General features: G+C 70.9%; 20 protein-coding genes and 1 pseudogene. 10 read left to right on the top strand and 11 right to left on the bottom strand.

The window, feature by feature from the left end:
- Window positions 1-40 precede the first annotated feature (40 nt).
- Window positions 41-1,270 (top strand): ABC transporter ATP-binding protein, encoded by a 1,230-nt coding sequence (locus ACY34K_RS05995; RefSeq protein ID WP_462744461.1) that lies wholly within the window; start codon window positions 41-43, stop codon window positions 1,268-1,270.
- On the top strand, window positions 1,267-2,094 hold the full coding sequence (locus ACY34K_RS05990; RefSeq protein WP_462744459.1) for an ABC transporter permease: 828 nt from the start codon (window positions 1,267-1,269) through the stop codon (window positions 2,092-2,094). The genes ACY34K_RS05995 and ACY34K_RS05990 overlap by 4 nt, the downstream gene beginning before the upstream one ends.
- Here ACY34K_RS05990 and ACY34K_RS05985 read toward each other — a convergent pair whose 3' ends face one another.
- Window positions 2,095-2,424 (bottom strand): ATP/GTP-binding protein, encoded by a 330-nt coding sequence (locus ACY34K_RS05985; protein ID WP_462744457.1) that lies wholly within the window; start codon window positions 2,422-2,424, stop codon window positions 2,095-2,097.
- A gap of 214 nt (window positions 2,425-2,638) precedes the next feature.
- On the opposite strand from ACY34K_RS05985, the gene ACY34K_RS05980 reads away from it, so the two are divergent.
- Window positions 2,639-3,673, top strand: a complete 1,035-nt coding sequence (locus tag ACY34K_RS05980; protein WP_462744455.1) for an LLM class flavin-dependent oxidoreductase — start codon at window positions 2,639-2,641, stop codon at window positions 3,671-3,673.
- An 83-nt stretch (window positions 3,674-3,756) separates the two neighbouring features.
- On the opposite strand, the gene ACY34K_RS05975 is transcribed toward ACY34K_RS05980, so the two are convergent.
- The gene (locus ACY34K_RS05975; protein WP_356738027.1) at window positions 3,757-4,149 is read right to left on the bottom strand and encodes an SCO5389 family protein; all 393 of its coding nucleotides are present in this window, start codon (window positions 4,147-4,149) and stop codon (window positions 3,757-3,759) included.
- A gap of 218 nt (window positions 4,150-4,367) precedes the next feature.
- Between ACY34K_RS05975 and nucS the strand changes: the two genes are divergently transcribed.
- A complete protein-coding gene (gene nucS, locus ACY34K_RS05970; protein WP_462744453.1) occupies window positions 4,368-5,039 on the top strand; it encodes an endonuclease NucS in 672 nt (223 codons plus the stop codon).
- Window positions 5,040-5,108: 69 nt separating this feature from the next.
- On the opposite strand, the gene ACY34K_RS05965 is transcribed toward nucS, so the two are convergent.
- The 4 genes from ACY34K_RS05965 to ACY34K_RS05950 all read right to left on the bottom strand — a co-directional run bounded on the left by ACY34K_RS05965 (window position 5,109) and on the right by ACY34K_RS05950 (window position 9,986).
- The gene (locus ACY34K_RS05965) at window positions 5,109-7,640 is read right to left on the bottom strand and encodes an ATP-binding protein (RefSeq protein ID WP_462744451.1); all 2,532 of its coding nucleotides are present in this window, start codon (window positions 7,638-7,640) and stop codon (window positions 5,109-5,111) included.
- Between the two features lie 235 nt (window positions 7,641-7,875).
- Window positions 7,876-8,199 carry an STAS domain-containing protein gene (locus ACY34K_RS05960; RefSeq protein WP_031073773.1) on the bottom strand — a complete coding sequence of 108 codons (324 nt, stop codon included), beginning with the start codon at window positions 8,197-8,199 and terminating at the stop codon, window positions 7,876-7,878.
- A gap of 161 nt (window positions 8,200-8,360) precedes the next feature.
- The gene (locus ACY34K_RS05955) at window positions 8,361-9,209 is read right to left on the bottom strand and encodes a 3-hydroxyacyl-CoA dehydrogenase family protein (RefSeq protein ID WP_462744448.1); all 849 of its coding nucleotides are present in this window, start codon (window positions 9,207-9,209) and stop codon (window positions 8,361-8,363) included.
- A gap of 126 nt (window positions 9,210-9,335) precedes the next feature.
- Window positions 9,336-9,986 (bottom strand): TetR/AcrR family transcriptional regulator, encoded by a 651-nt coding sequence (locus ACY34K_RS05950; protein WP_462744446.1) that lies wholly within the window; start codon window positions 9,984-9,986, stop codon window positions 9,336-9,338.
- 71 nt (window positions 9,987-10,057) lie between these two features.
- On the opposite strand from ACY34K_RS05950, the gene ACY34K_RS05945 reads away from it, so the two are divergent.
- The 3 genes from ACY34K_RS05945 to ACY34K_RS05935 all read left to right on the top strand — a co-directional run bounded on the left by ACY34K_RS05945 (window position 10,058) and on the right by ACY34K_RS05935 (window position 12,283).
- Window positions 10,058-10,840: an ABC transporter ATP-binding protein gene (locus tag ACY34K_RS05945; RefSeq protein ID WP_462744444.1), complete on the top strand. Its 783-nt coding sequence runs from the start codon at window positions 10,058-10,060 to the stop codon at window positions 10,838-10,840.
- Window positions 10,841-10,947: 107 nt separating this feature from the next.
- A complete protein-coding gene (locus ACY34K_RS05940; RefSeq protein ID WP_462744792.1) occupies window positions 10,948-11,691 on the top strand; it encodes an ABC transporter permease in 744 nt (247 codons plus the stop codon).
- 19 nt (window positions 11,692-11,710) lie between these two features.
- Complete coding sequence (locus ACY34K_RS05935; RefSeq protein WP_462744442.1) at window positions 11,711-12,283, top strand: cob(I)yrinic acid a,c-diamide adenosyltransferase; 573 nt, start codon at window positions 11,711-11,713, stop codon at window positions 12,281-12,283.
- 87 nt (window positions 12,284-12,370) lie between these two features.
- Here the strand turns inward: ACY34K_RS05935 and ACY34K_RS05930 are convergent.
- Window positions 12,371-12,928: pseudogene (locus tag ACY34K_RS05930) on the bottom strand (hypothetical protein); the annotation flags it as partial.
- Window positions 12,929-13,080: 152 nt separating this feature from the next.
- On the opposite strand from ACY34K_RS05930, the gene ACY34K_RS05925 reads away from it, so the two are divergent.
- The 3 genes from ACY34K_RS05925 to ACY34K_RS05915 all read left to right on the top strand — a co-directional run bounded on the left by ACY34K_RS05925 (window position 13,081) and on the right by ACY34K_RS05915 (window position 16,956).
- The gene (locus ACY34K_RS05925; protein ID WP_462744440.1) at window positions 13,081-14,295 is read left to right on the top strand and encodes a sensor histidine kinase; all 1,215 of its coding nucleotides are present in this window, start codon (window positions 13,081-13,083) and stop codon (window positions 14,293-14,295) included.
- Window positions 14,292-14,957, top strand: a complete 666-nt coding sequence (locus ACY34K_RS05920) for a response regulator (RefSeq protein ID WP_462744438.1) — start codon at window positions 14,292-14,294, stop codon at window positions 14,955-14,957. Before ACY34K_RS05925 ends, ACY34K_RS05920 begins: the two co-directional genes overlap by 4 nt.
- Before the next feature lie 145 nt (window positions 14,958-15,102).
- Window positions 15,103-16,956: a glycosyl hydrolase family 18 protein gene (locus tag ACY34K_RS05915; protein WP_462744436.1), complete on the top strand. Its 1,854-nt coding sequence runs from the start codon at window positions 15,103-15,105 to the stop codon at window positions 16,954-16,956.
- Between the two features lie 247 nt (window positions 16,957-17,203).
- Here ACY34K_RS05915 and ACY34K_RS05910 read toward each other — a convergent pair whose 3' ends face one another.
- The 4 genes from ACY34K_RS05910 to ACY34K_RS05895 form a co-directional block, all read right to left on the bottom strand.
- A complete protein-coding gene (locus ACY34K_RS05910; protein WP_462744434.1) occupies window positions 17,204-17,650 on the bottom strand; it encodes a DUF2550 domain-containing protein in 447 nt (148 codons plus the stop codon).
- Between the two features lie 126 nt (window positions 17,651-17,776).
- Window positions 17,777-18,151 carry a F0F1 ATP synthase subunit epsilon gene (locus ACY34K_RS05905; RefSeq protein WP_462744432.1) on the bottom strand — a complete coding sequence of 125 codons (375 nt, stop codon included), beginning with the start codon at window positions 18,149-18,151 and terminating at the stop codon, window positions 17,777-17,779.
- 108 nt (window positions 18,152-18,259) lie between these two features.
- The gene (gene atpD / locus ACY34K_RS05900; RefSeq protein WP_462744430.1) at window positions 18,260-19,702 is read right to left on the bottom strand and encodes a F0F1 ATP synthase subunit beta; all 1,443 of its coding nucleotides are present in this window, start codon (window positions 19,700-19,702) and stop codon (window positions 18,260-18,262) included.
- Entirely contained in the window at window positions 19,702-20,619 is a 918-nt protein-coding gene (locus tag ACY34K_RS05895) for a F0F1 ATP synthase subunit gamma (RefSeq protein WP_462744428.1), read from the bottom strand. The genes atpD and ACY34K_RS05895 overlap by 1 nt, the downstream gene beginning before the upstream one ends.
- Between the last annotated feature and the right edge of the window lie 5 nt (window positions 20,620-20,624).

Here is a 20,624-nt window from a genome sequence, read left to right as displayed (position 1 = left end):
CTGCCCCGACGACGATGTGACCTGTCGATGGGGCTGGAGAATGATCGAGGCAGTCGGCCTGACGAAGCGCTACGGCGCCAAGACGGCCGTGTACAACCTTTCCTTCCAGGTGCGGCCCGGCACCGTCACCGGCTTCCTGGGGCCGAACGGCTCCGGGAAGTCGACGACCATGCGCATGATCCTGGGCCTGGACCAGCCCACCTCGGGACATGTCACGATCGGCGGTCACCCGTTCCGGCAGCTGCCGAACGCGCCCCGGCAGGTCGGTGCGCTGCTCGACGCCAAGGCCGTACACGGTGGGCGCAGCGCGCGGAACCACCTGCTGTCGCTGGCCCAGCTCGCGGGCATCCCGGCCCGCCGGGTCGACGAGGTGCTCGGGGTCGTCGGTCTGCAGGACGTGGCGAAGAAGCGGTCCAAGGGCTTCTCGCTGGGTATGGGGCAGCGCCTCGGCATCGCGGCCGCGCTGCTCGGTGACCCCCAGGTGCTGCTCTTCGACGAGCCCGTCAACGGCCTGGACCCCGAGGGCATCCTCTGGGTGCGCAATCTGATGAAGTCGCTCGCCGCCGAGGGCCGGACCGTCTTCGTCTCCTCGCACCTGATGAGCGAGATGGCGCTGACCGCCGAGCACCTGATCGTGATCGGCCGCGGCCAGTTGCTCGCGGACATGAGCGTCAAGGACTTCATCTCGGCCAACTCCGCCGACTTCGCCCGGGTGCGTACCCCGCAGACCGAGCCGGCGCAGCGGGAGAAGCTGACGGCGGTGCTGACGGAGGCGGGCGGGCACGTCCTGTCCGAGCCCGACGGCGCGCTGCGGGTGACCGGTCTCGCGCTGCCGCGGATCAGCGACCTCGCGCACGGCGCCGACGTGCGGCTGTGGGAGCTGTCCCCGCACCAGGCCTCGCTGGAGGAGGCGTACATGCGGCTGACGCAGGGCGCCGTGGACTACCGCTCGACGGCGGACCAGAAGAACGGGCTCATGGAGCAGCAGCCGATGGGGTACGCCCCGCCGCAGCCCGTGATCCCCGACGTGCCGCAGCAGGGCTGGTACGCCCCGCCGCCGCCCGGACAGAACCCGTACACCGGCGGTCAGCAGGGCGTCGCGCCCGGCGCCCCGGCCCACGCGCCCGTGCCGCAGGACCACCGGGCCCCGGCCGGCCCGCCGGTGGCCGCCCCCGCGCCGGCCGCCCCCGCCGTGCCGCCGCCCGCGGCGCCCGCACCCGCGGCCGCCCCCGCCGACCTGACCAAGAGCGACACCGAGGACGTCCGATGACCACCCCGTACCAGCAGCAGCCGCCTGCGTACACGTACACCTCGCCGATCCCGGTCCGCCGCGCCCACCTCGGGGACGCGCTCGCCTCCGAGTGGACCAAGATCCGCTCCGTGCGCTCCACGATGTGGACGCTCGGCGTCATGATCGTGCTGATGGTCGGCATCGGTCTGCTCGCCGCCGTCGCGGTCTCGGCCTCCGGCACCGACCTCGGCGAGGAGTCGGTCCTGGTCCTCGGCTTCTACGGGGTGCTGCTCGGCTCGATCTGCGTGGTGACGCTCGGCGTGCTCACGATCGCGTCCGAGTACGGCACGGGCATGATCCGTACGACGCTGACCGCCTGCCCCAGCCGCAGCCGGGTGCTGACCGCCAAGGCGATCGTCTTCTTCCTGCTGTCGTTCACCGTCACGACGGTCACCGCCGCGCTGGTCGCCGGGTTCCAGAGCAGCATCGTGGACTCCGGGGCGGCGACCGGTGAGGAGTGGTTCCGCGCCACGGTCGGCGCCGGCCTGTTCACCGCGGTGCTCGGTCTGCTGTCGCTCGCCGTCGGCGCGCTGATCCGGCACTCCGCCGGTGCCATCACCGTGATGATCGGCGTGATGCTCCTGCCGCTGGTGGCGGCCATGTTCATGTTCTCCGAGTCGCTGAAGGACGTGCAGCAGGCGCTGTTCGAGTACTCGATCCCGAGCCTCCTCATCGCCTTCTACAGCGACACGGGGCTGAGCGAGTCGGGCCCGCACGGCTGGACGCCGCTGTGGATCCTGGCGGGCGTCACGGCGGTCGCGCTCGCCGGCGCGTACGTCAGCGTGGAGAAGCGCGACGTCTGATCAGTATCGGGGCGCGTTGCGGGACCGCTGCACCTTGGAGGTGCGGCGGTCCTTCGCGTTCCAGCACGCCTTGTGCCAGTGGCGGCGGTCGTCCACTCCGCCGTACTCCGGCCACGCCACCACATGGGCCACGCCCGACGGGATCTCCTGGTCGCACCCGGGGCAGCGGTAGCGCTTGCCGGCGGCGCTTGCGCCCGCGACGTGGCGCACGGACCACTCCTCGCCCTGCCAGGTCTCGGTGCGCTGGAATCCGCCGTACCGGTCCCCCGGTTCTCCGGCGCTCTCGTTCGGCTTCCCACCGCCATGGGGGCGGTTGCGGCGCGGGGACACGGAACACCTCACTCGAGCGGACGCCAACAGTTGTGGACCAGCCTACGGGCCCGGGAGTTGGGTACTCGCACCCGACGGCCCCGGAGTGAGCGCTCCATCGGGCCCAGTTACCGGAAAATCGCAACAACTTCACGGACGGCCGTGCCTTTGGCACGTGTCAGACGTTGTTGCCAGTGAGGGGAGCCGCGTCGGCCGGTCAAGGAGGCATAAGGCGATGCGTGTGGGAACTTTTGTACTGGCGGCCCAATTTCCCGGCCAGGGCCAGGGGGAGGCGCTGCACCGCGCGGTGCGGTCCACCGAGGTGGCCGAGGAGTCCGGGCTGGACGCGGTCTGGCTGGCCGAGCATCACTTCGTGCCGTACGGCGTGTGCCCCTCGGCCGTGACGCTGGCCGCGCTGCTGCTCGGCCGGACACGCCGGATCCGGGTGGGCACCGCGGTCAGCGTGCTGCCGACCGTGCACCCCGTGGCGCTGGCGGAGCAGGCGGCATTGCTGCACCTCACGTCGGGTGGCCGGTTCACCCTCGGCGTGGGCCGGGGCGGCCCGTGGGTCGACCTGGAGGTGTTCGGGACCGGCCTGGAGGCGTACGAGAAGGGGTTCCCCGAGTCGCTGGAGCTGCTGCTGCGCTGGCTGCGCGAGCCCCGCGTGGGCAGTGACGGCGAGCGCTACCGGTTCCGTGAGGTCCCGGTCGTGCCGCGGCCGGACGAGCTCATCGACGGCGACCCGATGCCGGAGACGATCCTCGCGTGCACCTCTCCGGGAAGTGTGAAGCTGGCGGCCTCGCATGCGCTGCCGATGCTGCTGGGGATGCACTGCGGCGACGAGGAGAAGGCCGACATGGTCGCACTGTGGCGCGCGGAGGCGCGTGCCGCGGGCCATGCGCCGGAAGTGATCGCGCGCGCGGCGGCGGGTCATGTGTCGGCGGGGGTGGCACAGATCGCCGACCGCCGGGCGGACGCGGCGGAGACGCTGATCAAAGCGATGCCGGGCTGGTTGAAACAGGGGCTGGACGCCCATGTGACGGTGGACGGCCGGCATCGGGCGATGCGTGACGCCGTGGCGTACACCGAGCTGCTGTGCCGGCTGCACCCGGTGGGCACGCCCCGGGTGGCCGCGGACCGGCTGGCGGCGACCTCCGAGCGGACCGGGATCACGCGTTTCGCGCTGCTCGTCGAGGGCTCGGGCGACATCGTGGCCACGGAGGAGAACGTCAGGAGGCTGGGGTCGGAGGTGCTGCCCATGCTTGTGTGATCCACGGAGTCGGCGGCCTTCACAGGTTGCTGCCGCCCTGCATCTCTTGCATCTCCCGCGATGCGGAGCGGCAGCACGAGGCTTCAGCAGTCACGCAGTTCCGGCGACTGGTTCAGCAGCTGGGCCCGTACGGAAGTGAAGCGGGCGAGCCGCTCGTCGACCGAGGAGTCCAGGGGGAACACCGCGACGCGGTGGCAGTTCTGGAACGCCAGACGGACGCCGAAGTGGCGCTGGAGCGCCCCCCGGATCGCGTCACTCGCGAGCGCACGCAGCAGCTGACCGCGTGCCTGCTCGTCCGGCGGCGGCGTCTGGTTGTCGGCGAACGCACCGCCGTCCACCTTCAGCTGAGCCACCAGAGAACTGATCATCTCCCATGCGTAGGGCAGGGAGGTCCGGACGCAGTCGACGAAGTCGGCTTCGTCGACCTCGCCTCGCTCGGCCTGTTCCAACAGCGCCGGTGAGACGTCGAGCGACATGGGTTCTCCTCTCGCGACCCCAGCAGGCGGGGTCTTACGGGCAGGGAAGAGGGACGCGCCCGTACGCAACGCAGAGTGCACGGGCGACAACCTCCCGCTTCCACGTTAGGCGTGCTGTCCGGACCGCACCAGGAGATTGGGGCACAACCGGCCACGTACGTACGGGGGTTTAGGGCCGAATCGCGCGGTAGAGCATGTGTCTTGTAGCGTTGCCGACCATGCGTCTCGTCATCGCCCGCTGCTCCGTGGACTACGCGGGCCGGCTCACCGCCCACCTGCCCTCCGCCCCCCGTCTGATCCTGGTCAAGGCAGACGGCAGCGTCTCCATTCACGCCGACGACCGGGCGTACAAACCGCTCAACTGGATGTCGCCTCCGTGCACGATCAAGGAAGGTGCCGACGGGGCGGCCAGTGTCTGGACCGTCGTGAACAAAGCGGGCGAGAAATTGATCATCACGATGGAGGAAATCCTCCACGACTCCTCGCACGAGCTCGGGGTGGACCCGGGTCTCATCAAGGACGGCGTGGAAGCACACCTCCAGGAGCTCCTCGCCGACCGAATCGAGACATTGGGCGACGGATACACCCTGATCCGGCGTGAGTACCCCACCGCCATCGGACCCGTCGACATCCTGTGCCGGGACTCCGACGGCGCGACCGTGGCCGTGGAGATCAAGCGACGCGGCGAGATCGACGGTGTGGAGCAGCTCACCCGCTATCTGGAGCTGCTGAACCGCGATCCGCACCTGGCCCCGGTCAAGGGCGTGTTCGCCGCGCAGGAGATCAAGCCGCAGGCGCGGGTGCTGGCGACGGACCGCGGCATCGACTGCGTGGTCCTCGACTACGACGCGCTGCGCGGCATCGAGGACGACAAGCTCCGGCTGTTCTGACCTTCACACCTATGGGTACGGCCCCTGGCGCGACATCACGCCAGGGGCCGTACTCCGTCATGGCACCGTTCAGGCCGCCACGGTGGACGACGTACTGCCCGCGTCGGACGGCTCGACGGAGACGGGAGCGCTGCCCGACGCCGAGGTGCTGCCGGACGGCGCGGGGCCGCTCGCGGAGGTGGAGCCGCTCGGCGACGAGGACGGGCTCGGCGAGGTGGGCGGGGTGGACGGCGGCGTCGTGGGAGGCGTCGACGGCGGCGTGGAGGGCGGAGTGGACGGCGGCGTCGAGGGTGGTGTGGACGGCGGCTTGGTGGGCGGGGTGGCCGATCCGCCCGTACCGCCACCGGACGTGGGCGGATTGCCGCCCGTGGACGGGGTGCGGCCCGGAGTCGGCGCGGCGTCGGTCGCCGCACCGCTGGTACCGGGCCGGGGCTCGCCGGACGGGCCGGGCGTGCCGGGATCGCCCGACTCGTCCCCCGTGCCGCCGGGGCGCTGGGTGGAGTCCTGTGCGGGCTCGTCCGCGTCGAGGCCGCCGTTGCCGTCGTCCTCGTTCGCGGACTGGTCGGAGGTGACACGACCGGAGCCGCCGTTGCCTTCGTCGCCGCCCGAGGTGGCGCCGAGGGTGACGACGGTGCCCAGGACGGCGGCGAGCAGTGCGCCGGCGCCGGCGGCGACGAGATTGCGCCGGGCTCCGTTCAGGATGGTTCGCCGCGCGGTCCACTTGCCCGTTCCGCCGGCGGGCGGGTCCTGGCGGGTGATGAGGGTCGCGGAGTCGCCGGACGGACCGGGCAGCGACAGGCCCGCGGGGACGCCGCCGGGAGGTGACGCCGACTCCTCGTACCGGGCCGCCGGAACCTCCTCGCCGGCCGCGGTACGGCCGCCGAGCAGCGGTCCGCGTTCGCGGTCGGCGACGAGCGCGAGCGCCCTGCGCCCGGCGACGGTGCCGCGCTTGTCGGCCAGCGCCCCGCGCAGGGCGATCGACGCCTCCAGCTCGGCACGGGCCCGCTCCAGGTTTCCGGCGCACAGGGCGAGGACGCCCAACTCGTGGTGGAAGTAGGCCTCTTCGGCCACCTCGCCGGCGATCCTGGCGGCCTCCTGGCCGGTACGCAGGGCGCGTTCCCAGGCGCCCCAGTGCAGGGCGGCGGCGAAGGCGGGCGCCGCGCTCCGGGCGAGGAGGACGGCGGCGCTGGCGTGCCCGGATTCTCCCCCGGGCACCAGCGCGGTCATGGCGGCGAGCACGGCGTCGGCCTCGGCGGCCGCCCGCTCGGGGGTGACCGAGGGGTGGCCGGCCCACCAGGTGTAGTGCTGGGCGACGGTGTGGGCGCGGGCGACGTCGCCCTCGCCGTACCCCTTCGCCGTGAGCTGGGCCAGGACTCCGGTGGCCAGCCGGAAGCGGGTGCCGACGGGGGTGAGCAGGCCGCACGAGACGAGTTCGCCGAGGGAGGCGTCGGCGTGGGTGTCGCCGACGAGGGCGGGGAGGTGGGCCTGGTGGGGCACCTCCCCGCCCAGCGCGACGGCGAAGCGGAGCGTCTCGCGGGCGGACTCGGAGAGCCGGGAGGCGAGGAGCGCTGCGGGCGCGGCTCCCTCGCCGAGGGTGGGCAGCGGAACGTCCCGGCCGTCGGCGAAAACGTTGTCCGCGTCGTCGTCCGGATCCGCGTCCGCGTCGGCGCCGCCGGATCCCGCGCGCAGTTCGTCGCGCTGCCGCAGCAGGGCGCCGGCCTGGACGAAACGCAGCGGCAGGCCTTCGGACTCGAACCAGAGGTCTCCCGCCCAGTTCGCCTCGTCGTCGGTGAGCGGCCGGTCGACGACGCGCTCCAGCAGTTCGAGGGCGGATCCGCGGCCGAGGCCGGCGAGAAAGACCTCTTCCACGTGGGAGTGGGCGGAGGGGGCGGGGACGTCGAGTGTGGCGGCGAGCAGGAAGGCGCACTCGGGGGTGGCGTCGAGGAGCTCGTCCAGCGCCGTGCCGCCGAACTCCAGGTCGTCCAGGACGACGACGGCGCCGATGTCGTGCACGGCGGCCAGCAGTCCGGCGCGGTCGGGGCGGTGGAGCGGTGCCTTGTTGACCGTGGCGAAGAGTTCGTGGAGCAGCTCGGCGGGTGTGCGGTGGTGGCCGGAGAGCCGGACCACTCCGTCGGGCGCGAGTTCGGCGCAGTCGGCCGCGACGGCGTCGAGGAGGGCGGTTCGGCCGGAACCGGAGGGTCCGGTGAGGCGTACGGAGCGGCCGCGCTCCAGGAGCCGTACGAGCCGCTCACGCTCCTCCTGGCGCTCCAGCAGGGGCGTGGGCGCGGCGGCGGGGCCGGGCGGTATGGGCGGGCCTGCCGCGCGGGTCAGTTCGGCCCGCTCGTCGGCGGTGTGGCGAACCGGCTCCTCGGGCCGGTGGCCGGGCGGGCAGGGTTCGATCTCGCTGCCGTCGACCGGATTGACGGTGAGGAGGAAGTCGCCCGAGACGAGCTGGGTGGTGCGTGCGGGTGTTGGCACGGCGGCACCCGGCGCGAAGGCGGGCGACTGGTCGTCCCGCGGGCCGCGCGGGCGGGTCGTGTTCTCGGTGCTCGCGTCGTCGTCGTGGCCGTACTCTTCCGGTCCCCGGTTCATCGGGTCCATGGTCAAAGCCCCCCAAAAGCGCTCGTGCGGAAGCCCCTCCCGGCCGATCTGCACGCCCGCTGTCGCTTCTGGTCCGGTGCCCGCCGTGTGGGTCCGTCAATCGGCAGGCGACCGAACCCTAGACCTTCGGACAGTATCCAGGAACAGTCGGGGTGCCGCCCCGCCCAAGACGTCACAGCTTCGTGAGGATTGTGCCGCTGGGGCGATTGGTCCGGCCCGTACGTGACGCGGAGGATCAGACGCGGGGCAACGTTTCGGCGGCGATGCCGCCCTCGATGGCGAGGATGCGGTGGAGCCGGGTGGCCACCAGCAGGCGCTGCATCTGGGGCGGGACGCCCCGCAGCACCAGCCGGCGGCCACACCGGCCCGCTCGCCGGTGAGCGCCCATGATGACGCCGAGTCCGGTGGCGTCCCAGGAGTCCAGGCCGGTCAGGTCGAGCACAAGGTCGCCGGCTCCGTCGTCGACCGCCGAGTGCAGGACCGTACGGGCGTCCGCCGCGCTGCGGACGTCGAGGCGGCCCCCGACGACCAGCTCGGCGTGGTCGCCCCTGATGTGCATATGCGCTCCCCGAGAGTGCTTTGTTCGTCACGTCTTTCTATGCAACAACTGACTGCCTTACCGGCAGGCCAGTTGCGCTTTGTAAGCGAACCGATACCGAATTCACCCTGTGGGGTGATGGCGGAGGGGTCGATACGGCCCAGCGGATGCCGTCGGACGGTTCAGTGCTTGTAGAAGCCCTGCCCGCTCTTGCGGCCGATGTCACCCGCGTCCACCATCCGGCGCATCAGCTCCGGCGGTGCGAACTTCTCGTCCTGCGACTCGGTGTAGATGTTGCTGGTGGCGTGGAGCAGGATGTCGACGCCGGTGAGGTCGGCGGTGGCGAGCGGACCCATGGCGTGGCCGAAGCCGAGCTTGCAGGCGATGTCGATGTCCTCGGCGGAGGCGACGCCCGATTCGTACAGCTTCGCGGCCTCGACGACCAGGGCGGAGATGAGGCGCGTGGTGACGAAGCCGGCGACGTCGCGGTTGACGACGATGCAGGTCTTGCCGACGGACTCGGCGAACTCACGGGCGGTCGCGAGCGTTTCGTCGCTGGTCTTGTAGCCGCGGACGAGTTCGCACAGCTGCATCATCGGGACCGGCGAGAAGAAGTGCGTGCCGACGACGCGCTCCGGACGCTCCGTCACGGCCGCGATCTTGGTGATCGGGATGGCGGAGGTGTTGGAGGCGAGGACCGCGTCCTCGCGTACGAGCTTGTCGAGCGTGCGGAAGATCTCGTGCTTGACCTCGAGCTTCTCGAAGACCGCCTCGACGACGATGTCGGCGTCGGCGACCGCGTCCAGCTCGGTGGTCGTGGTGATGCGGCTCAACGCGGCCTCGGCGTCGGCGGCTTCCAGCTTGCCCTTGGCGACGAACTTGTCGTACGACGCCTTGATGCCGTCCGTGCCGCGGGTCAGTGCCGCGTCGGTCACGTCACGCAGCACGACCTCCCAGCCCGCCTGGGCCGAGACCTGCGCGATTCCGGACCCCATGAGTCCGGCACCGATGACGGCGAGCTTCCTGGCCACGATCTACCCCTTAACACCCGTTTACATTTCGGCTCTTCGCGGAGGTTAGCGTCCACCGGGGCCGGTGTGTCGGCGAAGAGATGCGCGTCACGTCTCAGATGACGGACATCACACTGATACGTGGCGTCATGTGAGCCGTACCGCGTACGTGAGCACCTTCCGGCCGAGGAGCTCCTCCATGTCGTCGAGCAGACCGAGGGCCTCGCGGGCGACCTCGCCGATGTCCCGGCCCTTGATCATCTCCTCGCCGATCCAGCCCATGAGGGTGCTGTGGATCCAGGAGAGCTGACCGGCGACGAGCGCCGGCATCGTGTCGCCCCCGGCGGCCCCGGTCTCCTGGGCGAGGGTGGCGGTGAGGTCGTTCAGCGCCTCCTGCTGGATGGCCCAGAGGCGGGAGCGCAGCGCCTGGGCGCCGACGATGACCCGCATGAAGTCGGCCCAGCCGGCGAAGAGGCCGACGGCGGGCGACTGGCTCACGACGGCGGCGCGCAGTTCGCGCAGCACGGCGTCGGCGGCGGACTCCCCCGCGCGGCGCCCGCGGACGAAACGGGAGAGCCGGTCGACGACGTCCTCACCGCGGTCGAGGAAGAGGTCCTCCTTGGCGGGGAAGTAGTTGTAGACCGTGTTGACGGAGACGTCGGCGGCCCCGGCGATCTCGGCGATCGTCACCGCGTCGAAGCCGCGCTCCAGGAACAGCCCCGTGGCCACGTCCGAGATGTGCTGCCGCGTCTGCCGCTTCTTGCGCTCTCTGAGTCCTTCGGTCGCCATGCCACCCATCCTAGCTTTCTTGGCCCCTCTTAAAACTTGGTGTCGTTGCAAAATTTAAGCGACTCTGTTTTTCTGGGGGTATGGCAATCATCAGCACAGCCGGACTGGCACACACCTTCCGCACCCGCGGTGGGACGGTCGAGGCCGTCCGCGGCATCGACCTCACCGTCCGGGCCGGCGAGATCCTCGGCTTCCTCGGCCCCAACGGCGCCGGCAAGACCACCACCCTGCGGATGCTGACGACGTTGCTCCCGCCGACCGGGGGCGCCGCCACGGTCGCGGGCCACGACCTGGTCCGCGACCCCGCCGGCGTACGCGGGAAGATCGGTTACGTCGCCCAGTCGGGCGGTGTCGACCTGAGCGTCTCGGTGCGCGAGGAACTGGTCACCCAGGGGCGGCTCTACCGCCTGCCCAAGCCCGAGGCGGCCGCCCGCGCCGAAGAACTGGCGCGCGATCTGGACCTCACCGGACTGCTCGACCGCCCGTGCGCGGCCCTGTCCGGCGGGCAGCGGCGGCGGCTGGACATCGCGATGGGCCTGACGCACCGTCCCGAGGTGCTCTTCCTCGACGAGCCGACGACCGGTCTCGACCCGGGCAGCCGCGCCGATCTGTGGGAGCTGGTGCGACGGCTGCGCGACGAGCACGGCACGACGGTCTTCCTGACCACCCACTACCTCGACGAGGCCGACGCACTCTCCGACCGGCTCGTCGTCGTCGACAAGGGGGAGGTCGTCGCCGAGGGCACACCGGCCGCGCTCAAGGAGCGGTACGCCGGCTCGGCCGAGGCGTCCCTCCAGGACACCTTCCTCGCCATCACCGGGCGCGGCCCCGCCCCCGCCGACCCCACCCCCGTCGCCGTCTGACCCGTCACCGTCCGGCACTCGTCACCGTGAGGGCCCCCAGCAGCCCGGGCCCACTCATTGCGGACACCGATCCCGAACCGGTCCTCGTCCCCGTCCAGGAGTTCTCCGTGCTCGTCCACGACACCGCGCTGATCTTCGGCCGCTACGCCCGACAGACCCTGCGCTCCCGCTTCCAGATGCTCTTCGGCGTCCTGATGCCGCTGCTGTACCTGCTCTTCTTCGGACCCCTGCTCACCGATCTTCCGCTCGGCTCCACGGGGGACTCGTGGCAGGTCCTCGTCCCCGGCCTGCTGCTCCAGCTGGGGCTGTTCGGCGCCTCGTTCGCCGGCTTCGCGATCATCATCGAGAAGCAGATGGGGGTCGTCGAACGGATGCGGGTCACTCCCGTGAGCCGGCTCGCCCTCCTGCTGGGACGGGTTCTGCGCGATGCCGCACTCTTCGTCTTCCAGGCGGTGCTGCTGGTCCTGGTCGCGCTGGCGATGGGGCTGCGGGCGCCGCTCGGCGGCATCCTGATCGGTTTCGCTTTCGTGGCCGTCCTGACGGTCATCCTCGCCTCGCTGAGCTACGCGCTGGCGCTGAAGGTCTCCAAGGCGCACGAGTTCGGGCCCGTCGTCAACGCGGTCGCGATGCCCTCGATGCTGCTGTCCGGGCTCATGCTGCCGATGGCGCTCGCTCCGGCCTGGCTGGACGTGCTCTCGCACGTCATGCCGTTCCGCTATCTGGTGGACGCGGTGAGGGCCGGATACACGGGCGACTACGCGAGCACGGCGATGCTGTACGGCGTGCTGGTGGCCGCCGGACTGACGGGCCTCTCCGTGACGGTGGGCACACGGGTCTTCCGGCGCGCCTGACGCTCACTAGGCTGGCCGTATGGTCAATCTGACGCGTATCTACACCCGCACCGGCGACAAGGGCACCACGGCGCTCGGCGACATGAGCCGCACCGCAAAGACGGATCTGCGCATCGCGGCGTACGCCGACGCCAACGAGGCCAACGCTGTCATCGGCACGGCGATCGCGCTGGGCGCGCTCGACGCCGAGGTCGTCAAGGTCCTCGTCCGCGTCCAGAACGACCTGTTCGACGTGGGCGCGGACCTGTCGACGCCGGTGGTGCCGGACCCGGAGTACCCGCCGCTGCGGGTGGAGCAGTCGTACATCGACAAACTGGAGGCCGACTGCGACCGCTTCCTGGAGGACCTGGAGAAGCTGCGCTCCTTCATCCTCCCGGGCGGCACGCCCGGCGCGGCGCTGCTGCACCAGGCGTGCACGGTCGTGCGGCGTGCGGAGCGCTCGACCTGGGCGGCGCTGGAGGTGCACGGCGAGACGATGAACGTCCTGACGGCGACCTACCTCAACCGCCTATCGGACCTGCTCTTCATCCTGGCGCGAACCGCGAACAAGGAGGTCGGGGACGTGCTGTGGGTCCCGGGCGGAGAACGCTGAGGTTCCCGTCGACGCCTCCCCCGGCTTCTGGTCCGACGCCTTCGGCTCCTGGTCCGGCGCGTCCTTCGGCTCCTGGTCCGGCGCCTCCACGGACTTCTGCTCCGGCTCCTGCTCCGGCTCCTTCCGCGGCCAGACCAGGTAGCTGAGCGCGAACAGCCCGTGGAAGCCGGCCGCCCGCCAGGCGGCACCCATCCAGTTCTGCAGGGACCCGGTCCGGTCCGGGTCACCGACGTACACCATCGCGAGCCAGAGCAGCAGCGTGGCGACCGCCGCCCCGAGGACGGTGCCCAGCCAGACCCGGCCCTCGTGCCGGGCCCGGGCCATGCCGTAGCGCGGCGGCGGTACCGGGGGCGGGGCACCGCCCAGCCGGTGGGCGGCATGGCCGTCGAGCCACTTCACGGTGCGGTGGCCGTGGCCGACCGTGTATCCGATGTACAGCGCCGCCAGCCCGTGCTTGATGCTCGGCTCGGCGCCGTTCTTCAGGTCGATCGCGGTGACGGCCAGCAGGACGATCTCCAACAGGGGCTCGCACAGCAGCAACGCGGCACCCGTCCGGGGCATCTTCAGCAGATAGCGGGCGATCAGTCCGGCTGCCAGCAGCACCCAGAAGCCGACCTCGCAGATCACGATCATCGCGACGATCACGGCGGCTCTCCTTTCGGTATACGACCAGCCTCCCGGCCGGAGCAGACCGTTCCGTCGTCGCCTGAGACGAATTGCCACTGCATCCTTCGATGTAGTCGGCGCTCCGCCCGCGCGTGGACGACCGCCCGGTGATCAGCGTGTTGGATGGACCCGTGAGACTCCCCCGCACACACCGTGACGATGTGCTGATCGCCGCCGCAGGACTGGCCTGCGGTCTGCTGCTGTGGTCGTTCGGGCTCTACTCACGGGGCGCCACGGATTCCGTCGCCCTGCGCGGCGACCCCACGGTCCTGGTTCCGCTCCTCGTCGTGACCGCGCTGGCGCTGGTGCGCCGGACCATGCCGCGCACGGCACTGATCGTGGGAACGGTCGCGGTCGTCGCCGACCAGTTCACCCGGGGCAACATCATGACGGTCGTGATGTTCGCGGACATCGTGTACGCGGCCGTGGTGTACGGCCCGCCCTCCGCGGCCCGCCGGATTCCGGTCTCGACCGGACTGATCACCATCGCGGTGACGCTCGGCTTCCTCGCCTGGTTCCGGCAGCCCGAGGCGCTGCTCATCGGGGTGGTCACCGCCCTGATCTCGTTCTTCCCGGCGATCACCGGAGCCGTCGTGCGCAACCACCGCCAGGCCGCGGACATGGCCCGGCTGCGGGCCGAGCAGACGACGCTCCTGGCCGAGATGGACCGGACGCAGGCGGTCACCGCCGAGCGTGCCCGGATGGCCCGCGAGCTGCACGACATGGTGGCCAACCACCTCTCCGCGATCGCCATCCACTCCACGGCCGCGCTCTCCCTCGACGACCCGAAGACCTCCCGCGAGGCACTGGGCGTCATCCGGGAGAACAGCGTCGAGGGGCTGGCCGAGATGCGCCGGCTGATCGGGCTGCTCCGCGACAGCAGCGGCCACGACGAGCCGGCCGCCGCACCGACCCTGGCGGGCCTGGGCGCCCTGGTGCGGCAGGCGGCGACGAACGGCACGGCGAGCGGCCTGACGTTCAGGCTCGACGATGCGCGCGAGCCGGGCGCCGTCCTGCCCGCTCCGGTGGAGCTGGCGGCGTACCGCATCGTCCAGGAGTCGCTGACGAACACCCTCAAGCACGCCGACGCGGGCGACGTCACCGTCCGGCTGGCCCACACCGACCACGCGGTGACGGTGGAGGTGTCGAGCCCCTTCGGGAACCGGCCGGGGCCGCGCGCGCCCGGGTCGGGGGCCGGCCTGGTGGGGATGCGGGAGCGGATCGCGCTGCTGGGTGGCCGGTTCGAGGCGGGCCCCGCCGAGGGGCCGCCGGGCGGACCGGAGAAGATCTGGCGGGTACGGGCGGAGCTGCCCGTGGCGGAGGACGACAAGGAGCCCGAGGCATGACACAGGGGACGGGGCGCGTACGGGTGCTGGTCGCCGAGGACCAGGGCGCGGTGCGCGCCGGACTGGTGCTGATCCTGCGCAGCGCCCCGGACATCGAGGTCGTCGGGGAGGCCGGGGACGGCGAGGAGGCGGTGCGCCTCGCCCGGGAGCTGCGGCCGGACCTGGTCCTGATGGACATTCAGATGCCGAAGCTGGACGGCGTGTCGGCGACCCGCGAGGTGGTCGGCGAGGGCATCGCCGATGTCCTCGTGCTGACGACGTTCGACCTGGACGAGTACGTCTTCGGGGCGCTGCGCGCGGGCGCGTCCGGGTTCCTGCTGAAGAACACGGACGCCAAGGACCTGATCGAGGCGGTGCGGACCGTGGCCCGCGGCGAGGGGCTGATCGCCCCGGCGGTGACGCGGCGGCTGATCGCCGAGTTCGCCGCGCCGCAGCCGGTCCGGGCGGCGAACACGCCCGATCCTTCGGTGCTCGACGTACTGACGAAGCGTGAGCGGGAAGTGCTGTCGTGCCTGGGCGAAGGGCTGTCGAACGCGGAGATCGCGGTGCGCCTGCGGATGGCGGAGGCGACCGTGAAGACCCATGTGAGCCGGCTGCTGGGAAAGCTGGAGCTGCGCAGCAGGGTGCAAGCCGCGGTACTGGCCCAGGAGTTGGGGGTCTGATGCGGCGAGGAGGGCACTGACTCCGCGAAGACGGCCCGCTATGGTCTGGACCTATTGACGATTGGTCCAGACCTTCCTACGCTCACGGCGCGCGCACTGTTCACGGATCACCCCTTCTTGTCCGTCCGCAACACGAGGAGCACCGTTGAGCACCCAAGCACTCCCGCGCCGAACGAGACTCAGATCCAGAGCCACCGCGGGGCTCACCGCCCTGCTGCTGCCGCTGGCCGCCATGGTCGGCCTCGCCTCCCCCGCCCAGGCCGCCACCTCGGCGACCGCCACGTACACCAAGGTCTCCGACTGGGGATCCGGCTTCGAGGGCAAGTGGACGGTGAAGAACACCGGCACCACCACCCTCTCCTCCTGGACCGTCGAGTGGGACTTCCCCGCCGGCACCTCCGTCACCTCCGCCTGGGACGCCACCGTCACCAGCAGCGGCACCCACTGGACCGCCAAGAACGTCGGCTGGAACGGCACGCTCGCCCCCGGAGCCTCCGTGTCCTTCGGGTTCAACGGCGCCGGCACCGGCTCACCGTCCGGCTGCAAGCTCAACGGCGGCTCGTGCGACGGCGGCAGCGTCCCCGGCGACACCCCGCCCACGGCGCCCGGCACCCCCACCGCGTCCGACATCACCGACACCTCGGTGAGGCTGGCCTGGACCGCCGCCACCGACGACAAGGGCGTCAAGAACTACGACGTCCTGCGGGACGGCGCCAGGGTCGCCACGGTCACCGGCACGGCCTACTCCGACACCGGGCTGACCGCCGGCACGGACTACTCGTACACGATCCAGGCCCGTGACACCGCCGATCAGACCGGCCCGGTCAGTGGCGCCCGCGCCGTGCGCACCACCGGCGGCGGCACCGACCCGGGCCCCGGCCCCGGCTCCAAGGTGAAGCTCGGCTACTTCACCAACTGGGGCGTCTACGGCCGCAACTACCATGTCAAGAACCTGGTGACGTCCGGCTCCGCGGCCAAGATCACGCACATCAACTACGCCTTCGGCAACGTCCAGGGCGGCAAGTGCACCATCGGTGACGCCTACGCCGACTACGACAAGGCCTACACCGCCGACCAGTCCGTCGACGGCAAGGCCGACACCTGGGACCAGCCGCTGCGCGGCAACTTCAACCAGCTGCGCAAGCTGAAGGCCCGGTACCCGCACATCAAGGTGCTGTGGTCGTTCGGCGGCTGGACCTGGTCCGGCGGCTTCGGACAGGCCGCGGCGAACCCGGCCGCCTTCGCCCAGTCCTGCTACGACCTGGTCGAGGACCCGCGCTGGGCCGATGTCTTCGACGGCATCGACCTGGACTGGGAGTACCCCAACGCCTGCGGCCTGAGCTGCGACACCAGCGGTCCCGCCGCCTTCCGCACCATGATGCAGGCCATGCGCGCCAAGTTCGGGGCCACCAACCTGGTCACCGCCGCCGTCACGGCGGACGCCTCGTCCGGCGGCAAGATCGACGCGGCGGACTACGGCGGCGCGGCCCAGTACCTCGACTGGTACAACGTGATGACGTACGACTTCTTCGGCGCCTGGGCGGCGAAGGGCCCGACGGCCCCGCACTCCCCGCTGACCTCGTACCCGGGCATCCCGCAGGCCGGCTTCAACTCGGCCGAGGCGATCGCCAAGTTCAAGGCCAAGGGCGTGCCGTCCGCCAAGCTGCTCCTCGGCATCGGGTTCTACGGCCGCGGCTGGACCGGTGTCACCCAGAAGGAGCCCGGCGGCACCGCGACCGGCCCGGCGGCCGGCACCTACGAGCAGGGCATCGAGGACTACAAGGTCCTCAGGAACACCTGCCCGGCCAACGGCACGATCGCCGGTACGGCCTACGCCCACTGCGGCACCAACTGGTGGAGCTACGACACCCCCGCGACCGTGACGTCCAAGATGGGCTGGGCCAACAGCCAGGGCCTGGGCGGAGCGTTCTTCTGGGAGTTCAGCGGCGACACCGCGAACGGTGAACTGGTGAGCGCGGTCAACGCGGGGCTGGGCTAGGACGTGTTTCGAAAGTCCCGTCCGGCCGGGAACGCCCGGCACGACGGCGGGGACGGCGCGGCACGCCGCCCCCGTCGTACGCCCGGGGGAACGCGTCCGCCGGTGCGTTCCCCACGGGCGCCGCGCCCATGAGAACGGCCCGGTCGGTGCACCGCACCCTCCGGGCCGTACGCGCTCCCGCGCCGGTCAGACGACGTCGCCCCTCCCCCGGCTCGTCCCGGGGACCCGCCGGCGACGGGCAGGAAGCTCACGCGACATTGACCCGCTGACCCGGAGGCGCCGCCTCCAACCAGGCGAGGAAGCCGGTGAGCGCGTCCTCGCTCATCGCCAGCTCAAGCCGGGTGCCGTGATGCAGGCAGCCGAGGATCACGGAGTCGGAGAGCAGCGCCAGCTCCTCCTCACCCTCCGGCATCCGGCGCGCCAGCACCTCGATGCCCGAGCGCTCCAGGATGCGGCGCGGACGGGGCGCGTACGAGAAGACCCGGAACCAGGCGACGCGGTCGCCGCTGTAGCGGGCGACGCCGTACACCCATCCCTTGCCCGAGAGGTCACCCTCCTCGGGGACGTTCCACCGCAGGCTGCAGTCGAAAGTGCCGCCCGACCGCTGGATCAGCCGCCGGCGCAGACCGAAGACGAAGAGCCCGATCACTACCAGTGCGACGACCAGGGCGCTCACAAGCAGAGCGAGGAACATCTCCACCGACCTCCTCGCATCGTCCCGTAACCGAATACAACCTGCACCTGCATCGCCTCAGCCGCGGCACGGTCCGGAGGGTTCCGGGCCGGCCGCGGCTGAGGGCACAACTGTCGGAGCGGAGCGCTAGCGCACCGCTACCGCACGCAGCCGGACGTCGGCGCGCCGCTCGGCGGCGGCGTCCGACTCGGCCTTCGCGCGCTCCAGCGCACGCTCGGCGCGCTGGGCGTCGATCTCGTCCGCCAGCTCGGCGATCTCCGCCAGCAGCGACAGCTTGTTGTCCGCGAACGAGATGAAACCGCCGTGCACGGCGGCGACGACGGTCCCGCCCTCACTCGTACGGATGGTCACCGGGCCCGACTCCAGCACACCGAGCAGCGGCTGGTGACCGGGCATGACGCCGATGTCGCCGGACGTGGTCCGCGCGATGACCAGGGTGGCCTCGCCGGACCAGACACTCCGGTCCGCGGCGACCAGCTCGACGTGCAGCTCAGCAGCCAAGGGTGGCTCCTCGGGTCACCACCCGGCGGTCGTGCCGGGTGTTGGGTCAATTCTAAGGGGCGTGAAGAGGGGGGCGGGACGGACCCGCCCCCCTCAGGAGCACTGGGCTCAGGAGACGCCGAGCTCCTTGGCGTTGGCCTTCAGGTCCTCGAGGCCACCGCACATGAAGAACGCCTGCTCCGGGAAGTGGTCGAACTCACCGTCGCAGATCGCGTTGAACGCGGCGATCGACTCGTCGAGCGGAACGTCCGAACCGTCCACGCCGGTGAACTGCTTCGCCGCGTGGGTGTTCTGGGACAGGAAGCGCTCGACACGGCGGGCGCGGTGGACAACGAGCTTGTCCTCCTCGCTCAGCTCGTCGATACCGAGGATCGCGATGATGTCCTGGAGGTCCTTGTACTTCTGCAGGATTCCCTTGACGCGCGTGGCGGCGTCGTAGTGCTCCTGCGCGATGTAGCGCGGGTCCAGGATGCGGGACGTGGAGTCCAGCGGGTCCACGGCCGGGTAGATGCCCTTCTCCGAGATCGGACGGGAGAGAACCGTCGTCGCGTCGAGGTGGGCGAAGGTGGTGGCCGGGGCCGGGTCGGTCAGGTCGTCCGCGGGGACGTAGATCGCCTGCATCGAGGTGATCGAGTGACCACGCGTCGAGGTGATGCGCTCCTGCAGGATGCCCATCTCGTCGGCGAGGTTCGGCTGGTAACCCACCGCGGAGGGCATACGGCCCAGCAGGGTGGACACCTCGGAACCGGCCTGGGTGAAGCGGAAGATGTTGTCGATGAAGAACAGCACGTCCTGCTTCTGCACATCGCGGAAGTACTCCGCCATGGTCAGACCGGCCAGGGCGACGCGCAGACGGGTGCCCGGGGGCTCGTCCATCTGGCCGAAGACCAGCGCGGTCTTGTCCAGAACGCCGGACTCCTCCATCTCGACGATGAGGTCGTTGCCCTCACGGGTACGCTCACCGACGCCGGCGAAGACGGAAACACCCTCGTGCAGCTTCGCCACACGCATGATCATTTCCTGGATCAGAACGGTCTTGCCGACACCGGCACCACCGAACAGACCGATCTTTCCACCCTTGACGTACGGGGTGAGAAGGTCGACGACCTTCAGGCCGGTCTCGAACATCTCGGTCTTCGACTCGAGCTGGTCGAACGCCGGGGCCTTGCGGTGGATGGACCAGCGCTCGCTGACCTCGGACTCCGCCTCGGGCTCGTTCAGGATCTGACCCAGCGTGTTGAACACGCGACCCTTGGTGACGTCGCCGACCGGCACCGTGATGCCGTCGCCGGTGTCCACCACGGGGGCCTGGCGGACCAGACCGTCGGTGGGCTGCATGGAGATGGTGCGGACGAGGCCGTCACCGAGGTGCTGGGCGACCTCGAGGGTCAGCGTCTTGGTGGCGCCGTCCTCGGCCGGGTCGGCAACCTCGACGTGCAGCGCGTTGTAGATCTCCGGCATCGCGTCGACGGGGAACTCCACGTCGACGACCGGGCCGATGACCCGGGCGACGCGGCCCGTGGCGGCGGCCGTCTCAACAGTGGTCGTCATTACTTGTCACTCCCCGCGGTCGCGTCGGCCAGGGCGCTCGCGCCACCGACGATCTCGCTGATTTCCTGGGTGATTTCGGCCTGGCGGGCCGCGTTGGCAAGTCGGGAGAGCGTATTGATCAGCTCACCCGCGTTGTCGGTCGCCGACTTCATCGCGCGGCGCGTCGCGGCGTGCTTGGAGGCAGCCGACTGGAGCAGCGCGTTGTAGATCCGGCTCTCGACGTAGCGCGGCAGCAGGGCGTCGAGGACGTCCTCCGCCGACGGCTCGAAGTCGTACAGCGGACGCAGCTCGTCCGAGCCGCCCGCCTCCTTCGCCACCTCGTCGAGGCTGAGGGGCAGCAGCCGGGCCTCGACCGCCGTCTGCGTCATCATCGAGACGAACTCGGTGTAAACGATGTGGAGCTCGTCCACGCCGCCGTCCGCCGTGTCCCGCTCGATCGCCTCGATCAGCGGAGCCGCGATCTGCTTGGCGTCCGCGTACGTGGGCTGGTCCGTGAAGCCGGTCCACGTGTCGGTCAGCTTGCGCTCGCGGAAGTTGTAGTGCGCGATGCCACGGCGGCCGACGACGTACACGTCGACCTCGCGGCCCTCGCCCTCCAGCTTCGCCGTCAGCTGCTCCGCCGCCTTGATGGCGTTGGAGTTGAAGGCGCCGGCCAGACCGCGGTCGCTCGTGAGGAGCAGCACCGCGGCACGGGCCGGGTTCTCCGCCTCGGTGGTCAGCGGGTGCTTGTCATTGGCACCCGAGGCCACCGCGGTGACCGCGCGCGTGAGCTCGGTCGCGTACGGAGTCGACGCCTGCACCTTGCGCTGCGCCTTGACGACACGCGAGGCGGCGATCATCTCCATCGCCTTGGTGATCTTCTTCGTCGCGGTGACGGATTTGATGCGACGCTTGTAGACCCGGAGCTGCGCTCCCATGAGTC

Source organism: Streptomyces sp. STAM6, assembly GCF_054963715.1.
Note: the sequence above shows the minus strand (reverse complement) of the source record. Positions and strands in the feature narration are given on the sequence as shown.

Bases quoted from the DNA above. Each gene is read 5' to 3' on its own strand.
- ACY34K_RS05995 (WP_462744461.1), top strand. From the start codon at position 41: ATGATCGAGGCAGTCGGCCTGACGAAGCGCTACGGCGCCAAGACGGCC.
- ACY34K_RS05990 (WP_462744459.1), top strand. From the start codon at position 1,267: ATGACCACCCCGTACCAGCAGCAGCCGCCTGCGTACACGTACACCTCG.
- ACY34K_RS05980 (WP_462744455.1), top strand. From the start codon at position 2,639: ATGCGTGTGGGAACTTTTGTACTGGCGGCCCAATTTCCCGGCCAGGGC.
- ACY34K_RS05975 (WP_356738027.1), bottom strand. From the start codon at position 4,149: ATGTCGCTCGACGTCTCACCGGCGCTGTTGGAACAGGCCGAGCGAGGC.
- nucS (WP_462744453.1), top strand. From the start codon at position 4,368: ATGCGTCTCGTCATCGCCCGCTGCTCCGTGGACTACGCGGGCCGGCTC.
- ACY34K_RS05965 (WP_462744451.1), bottom strand. From the start codon at position 7,640: ATGGACCCGATGAACCGGGGACCGGAAGAGTACGGCCACGACGACGAC.
- ACY34K_RS05960 (WP_031073773.1), bottom strand. From the start codon at position 8,199: ATGCACATCAGGGGCGACCACGCCGAGCTGGTCGTCGGGGGCCGCCTC.
- ACY34K_RS05950 (WP_462744446.1), bottom strand. From the start codon at position 9,986: ATGGGTGGCATGGCGACCGAAGGACTCAGAGAGCGCAAGAAGCGGCAG.
- ACY34K_RS05945 (WP_462744444.1), top strand. From the start codon at position 10,058: ATGGCAATCATCAGCACAGCCGGACTGGCACACACCTTCCGCACCCGC.
- ACY34K_RS05935 (WP_462744442.1), top strand. From the start codon at position 11,711: ATGGTCAATCTGACGCGTATCTACACCCGCACCGGCGACAAGGGCACC.
- ACY34K_RS05920 (WP_462744438.1), top strand. From the start codon at position 14,292: ATGACACAGGGGACGGGGCGCGTACGGGTGCTGGTCGCCGAGGACCAG.
- ACY34K_RS05910 (WP_462744434.1), bottom strand. From the start codon at position 17,650: ATGTTCCTCGCTCTGCTTGTGAGCGCCCTGGTCGTCGCACTGGTAGTG.
- atpD (WP_462744430.1), bottom strand. From the start codon at position 19,702: ATGACGACCACTGTTGAGACGGCCGCCGCCACGGGCCGCGTCGCCCGG.
- ACY34K_RS05895 (WP_462744428.1), bottom strand. From the start codon at position 20,619: ATGGGAGCGCAGCTCCGGGTCTACAAGCGTCGCATCAAATCCGTCACC.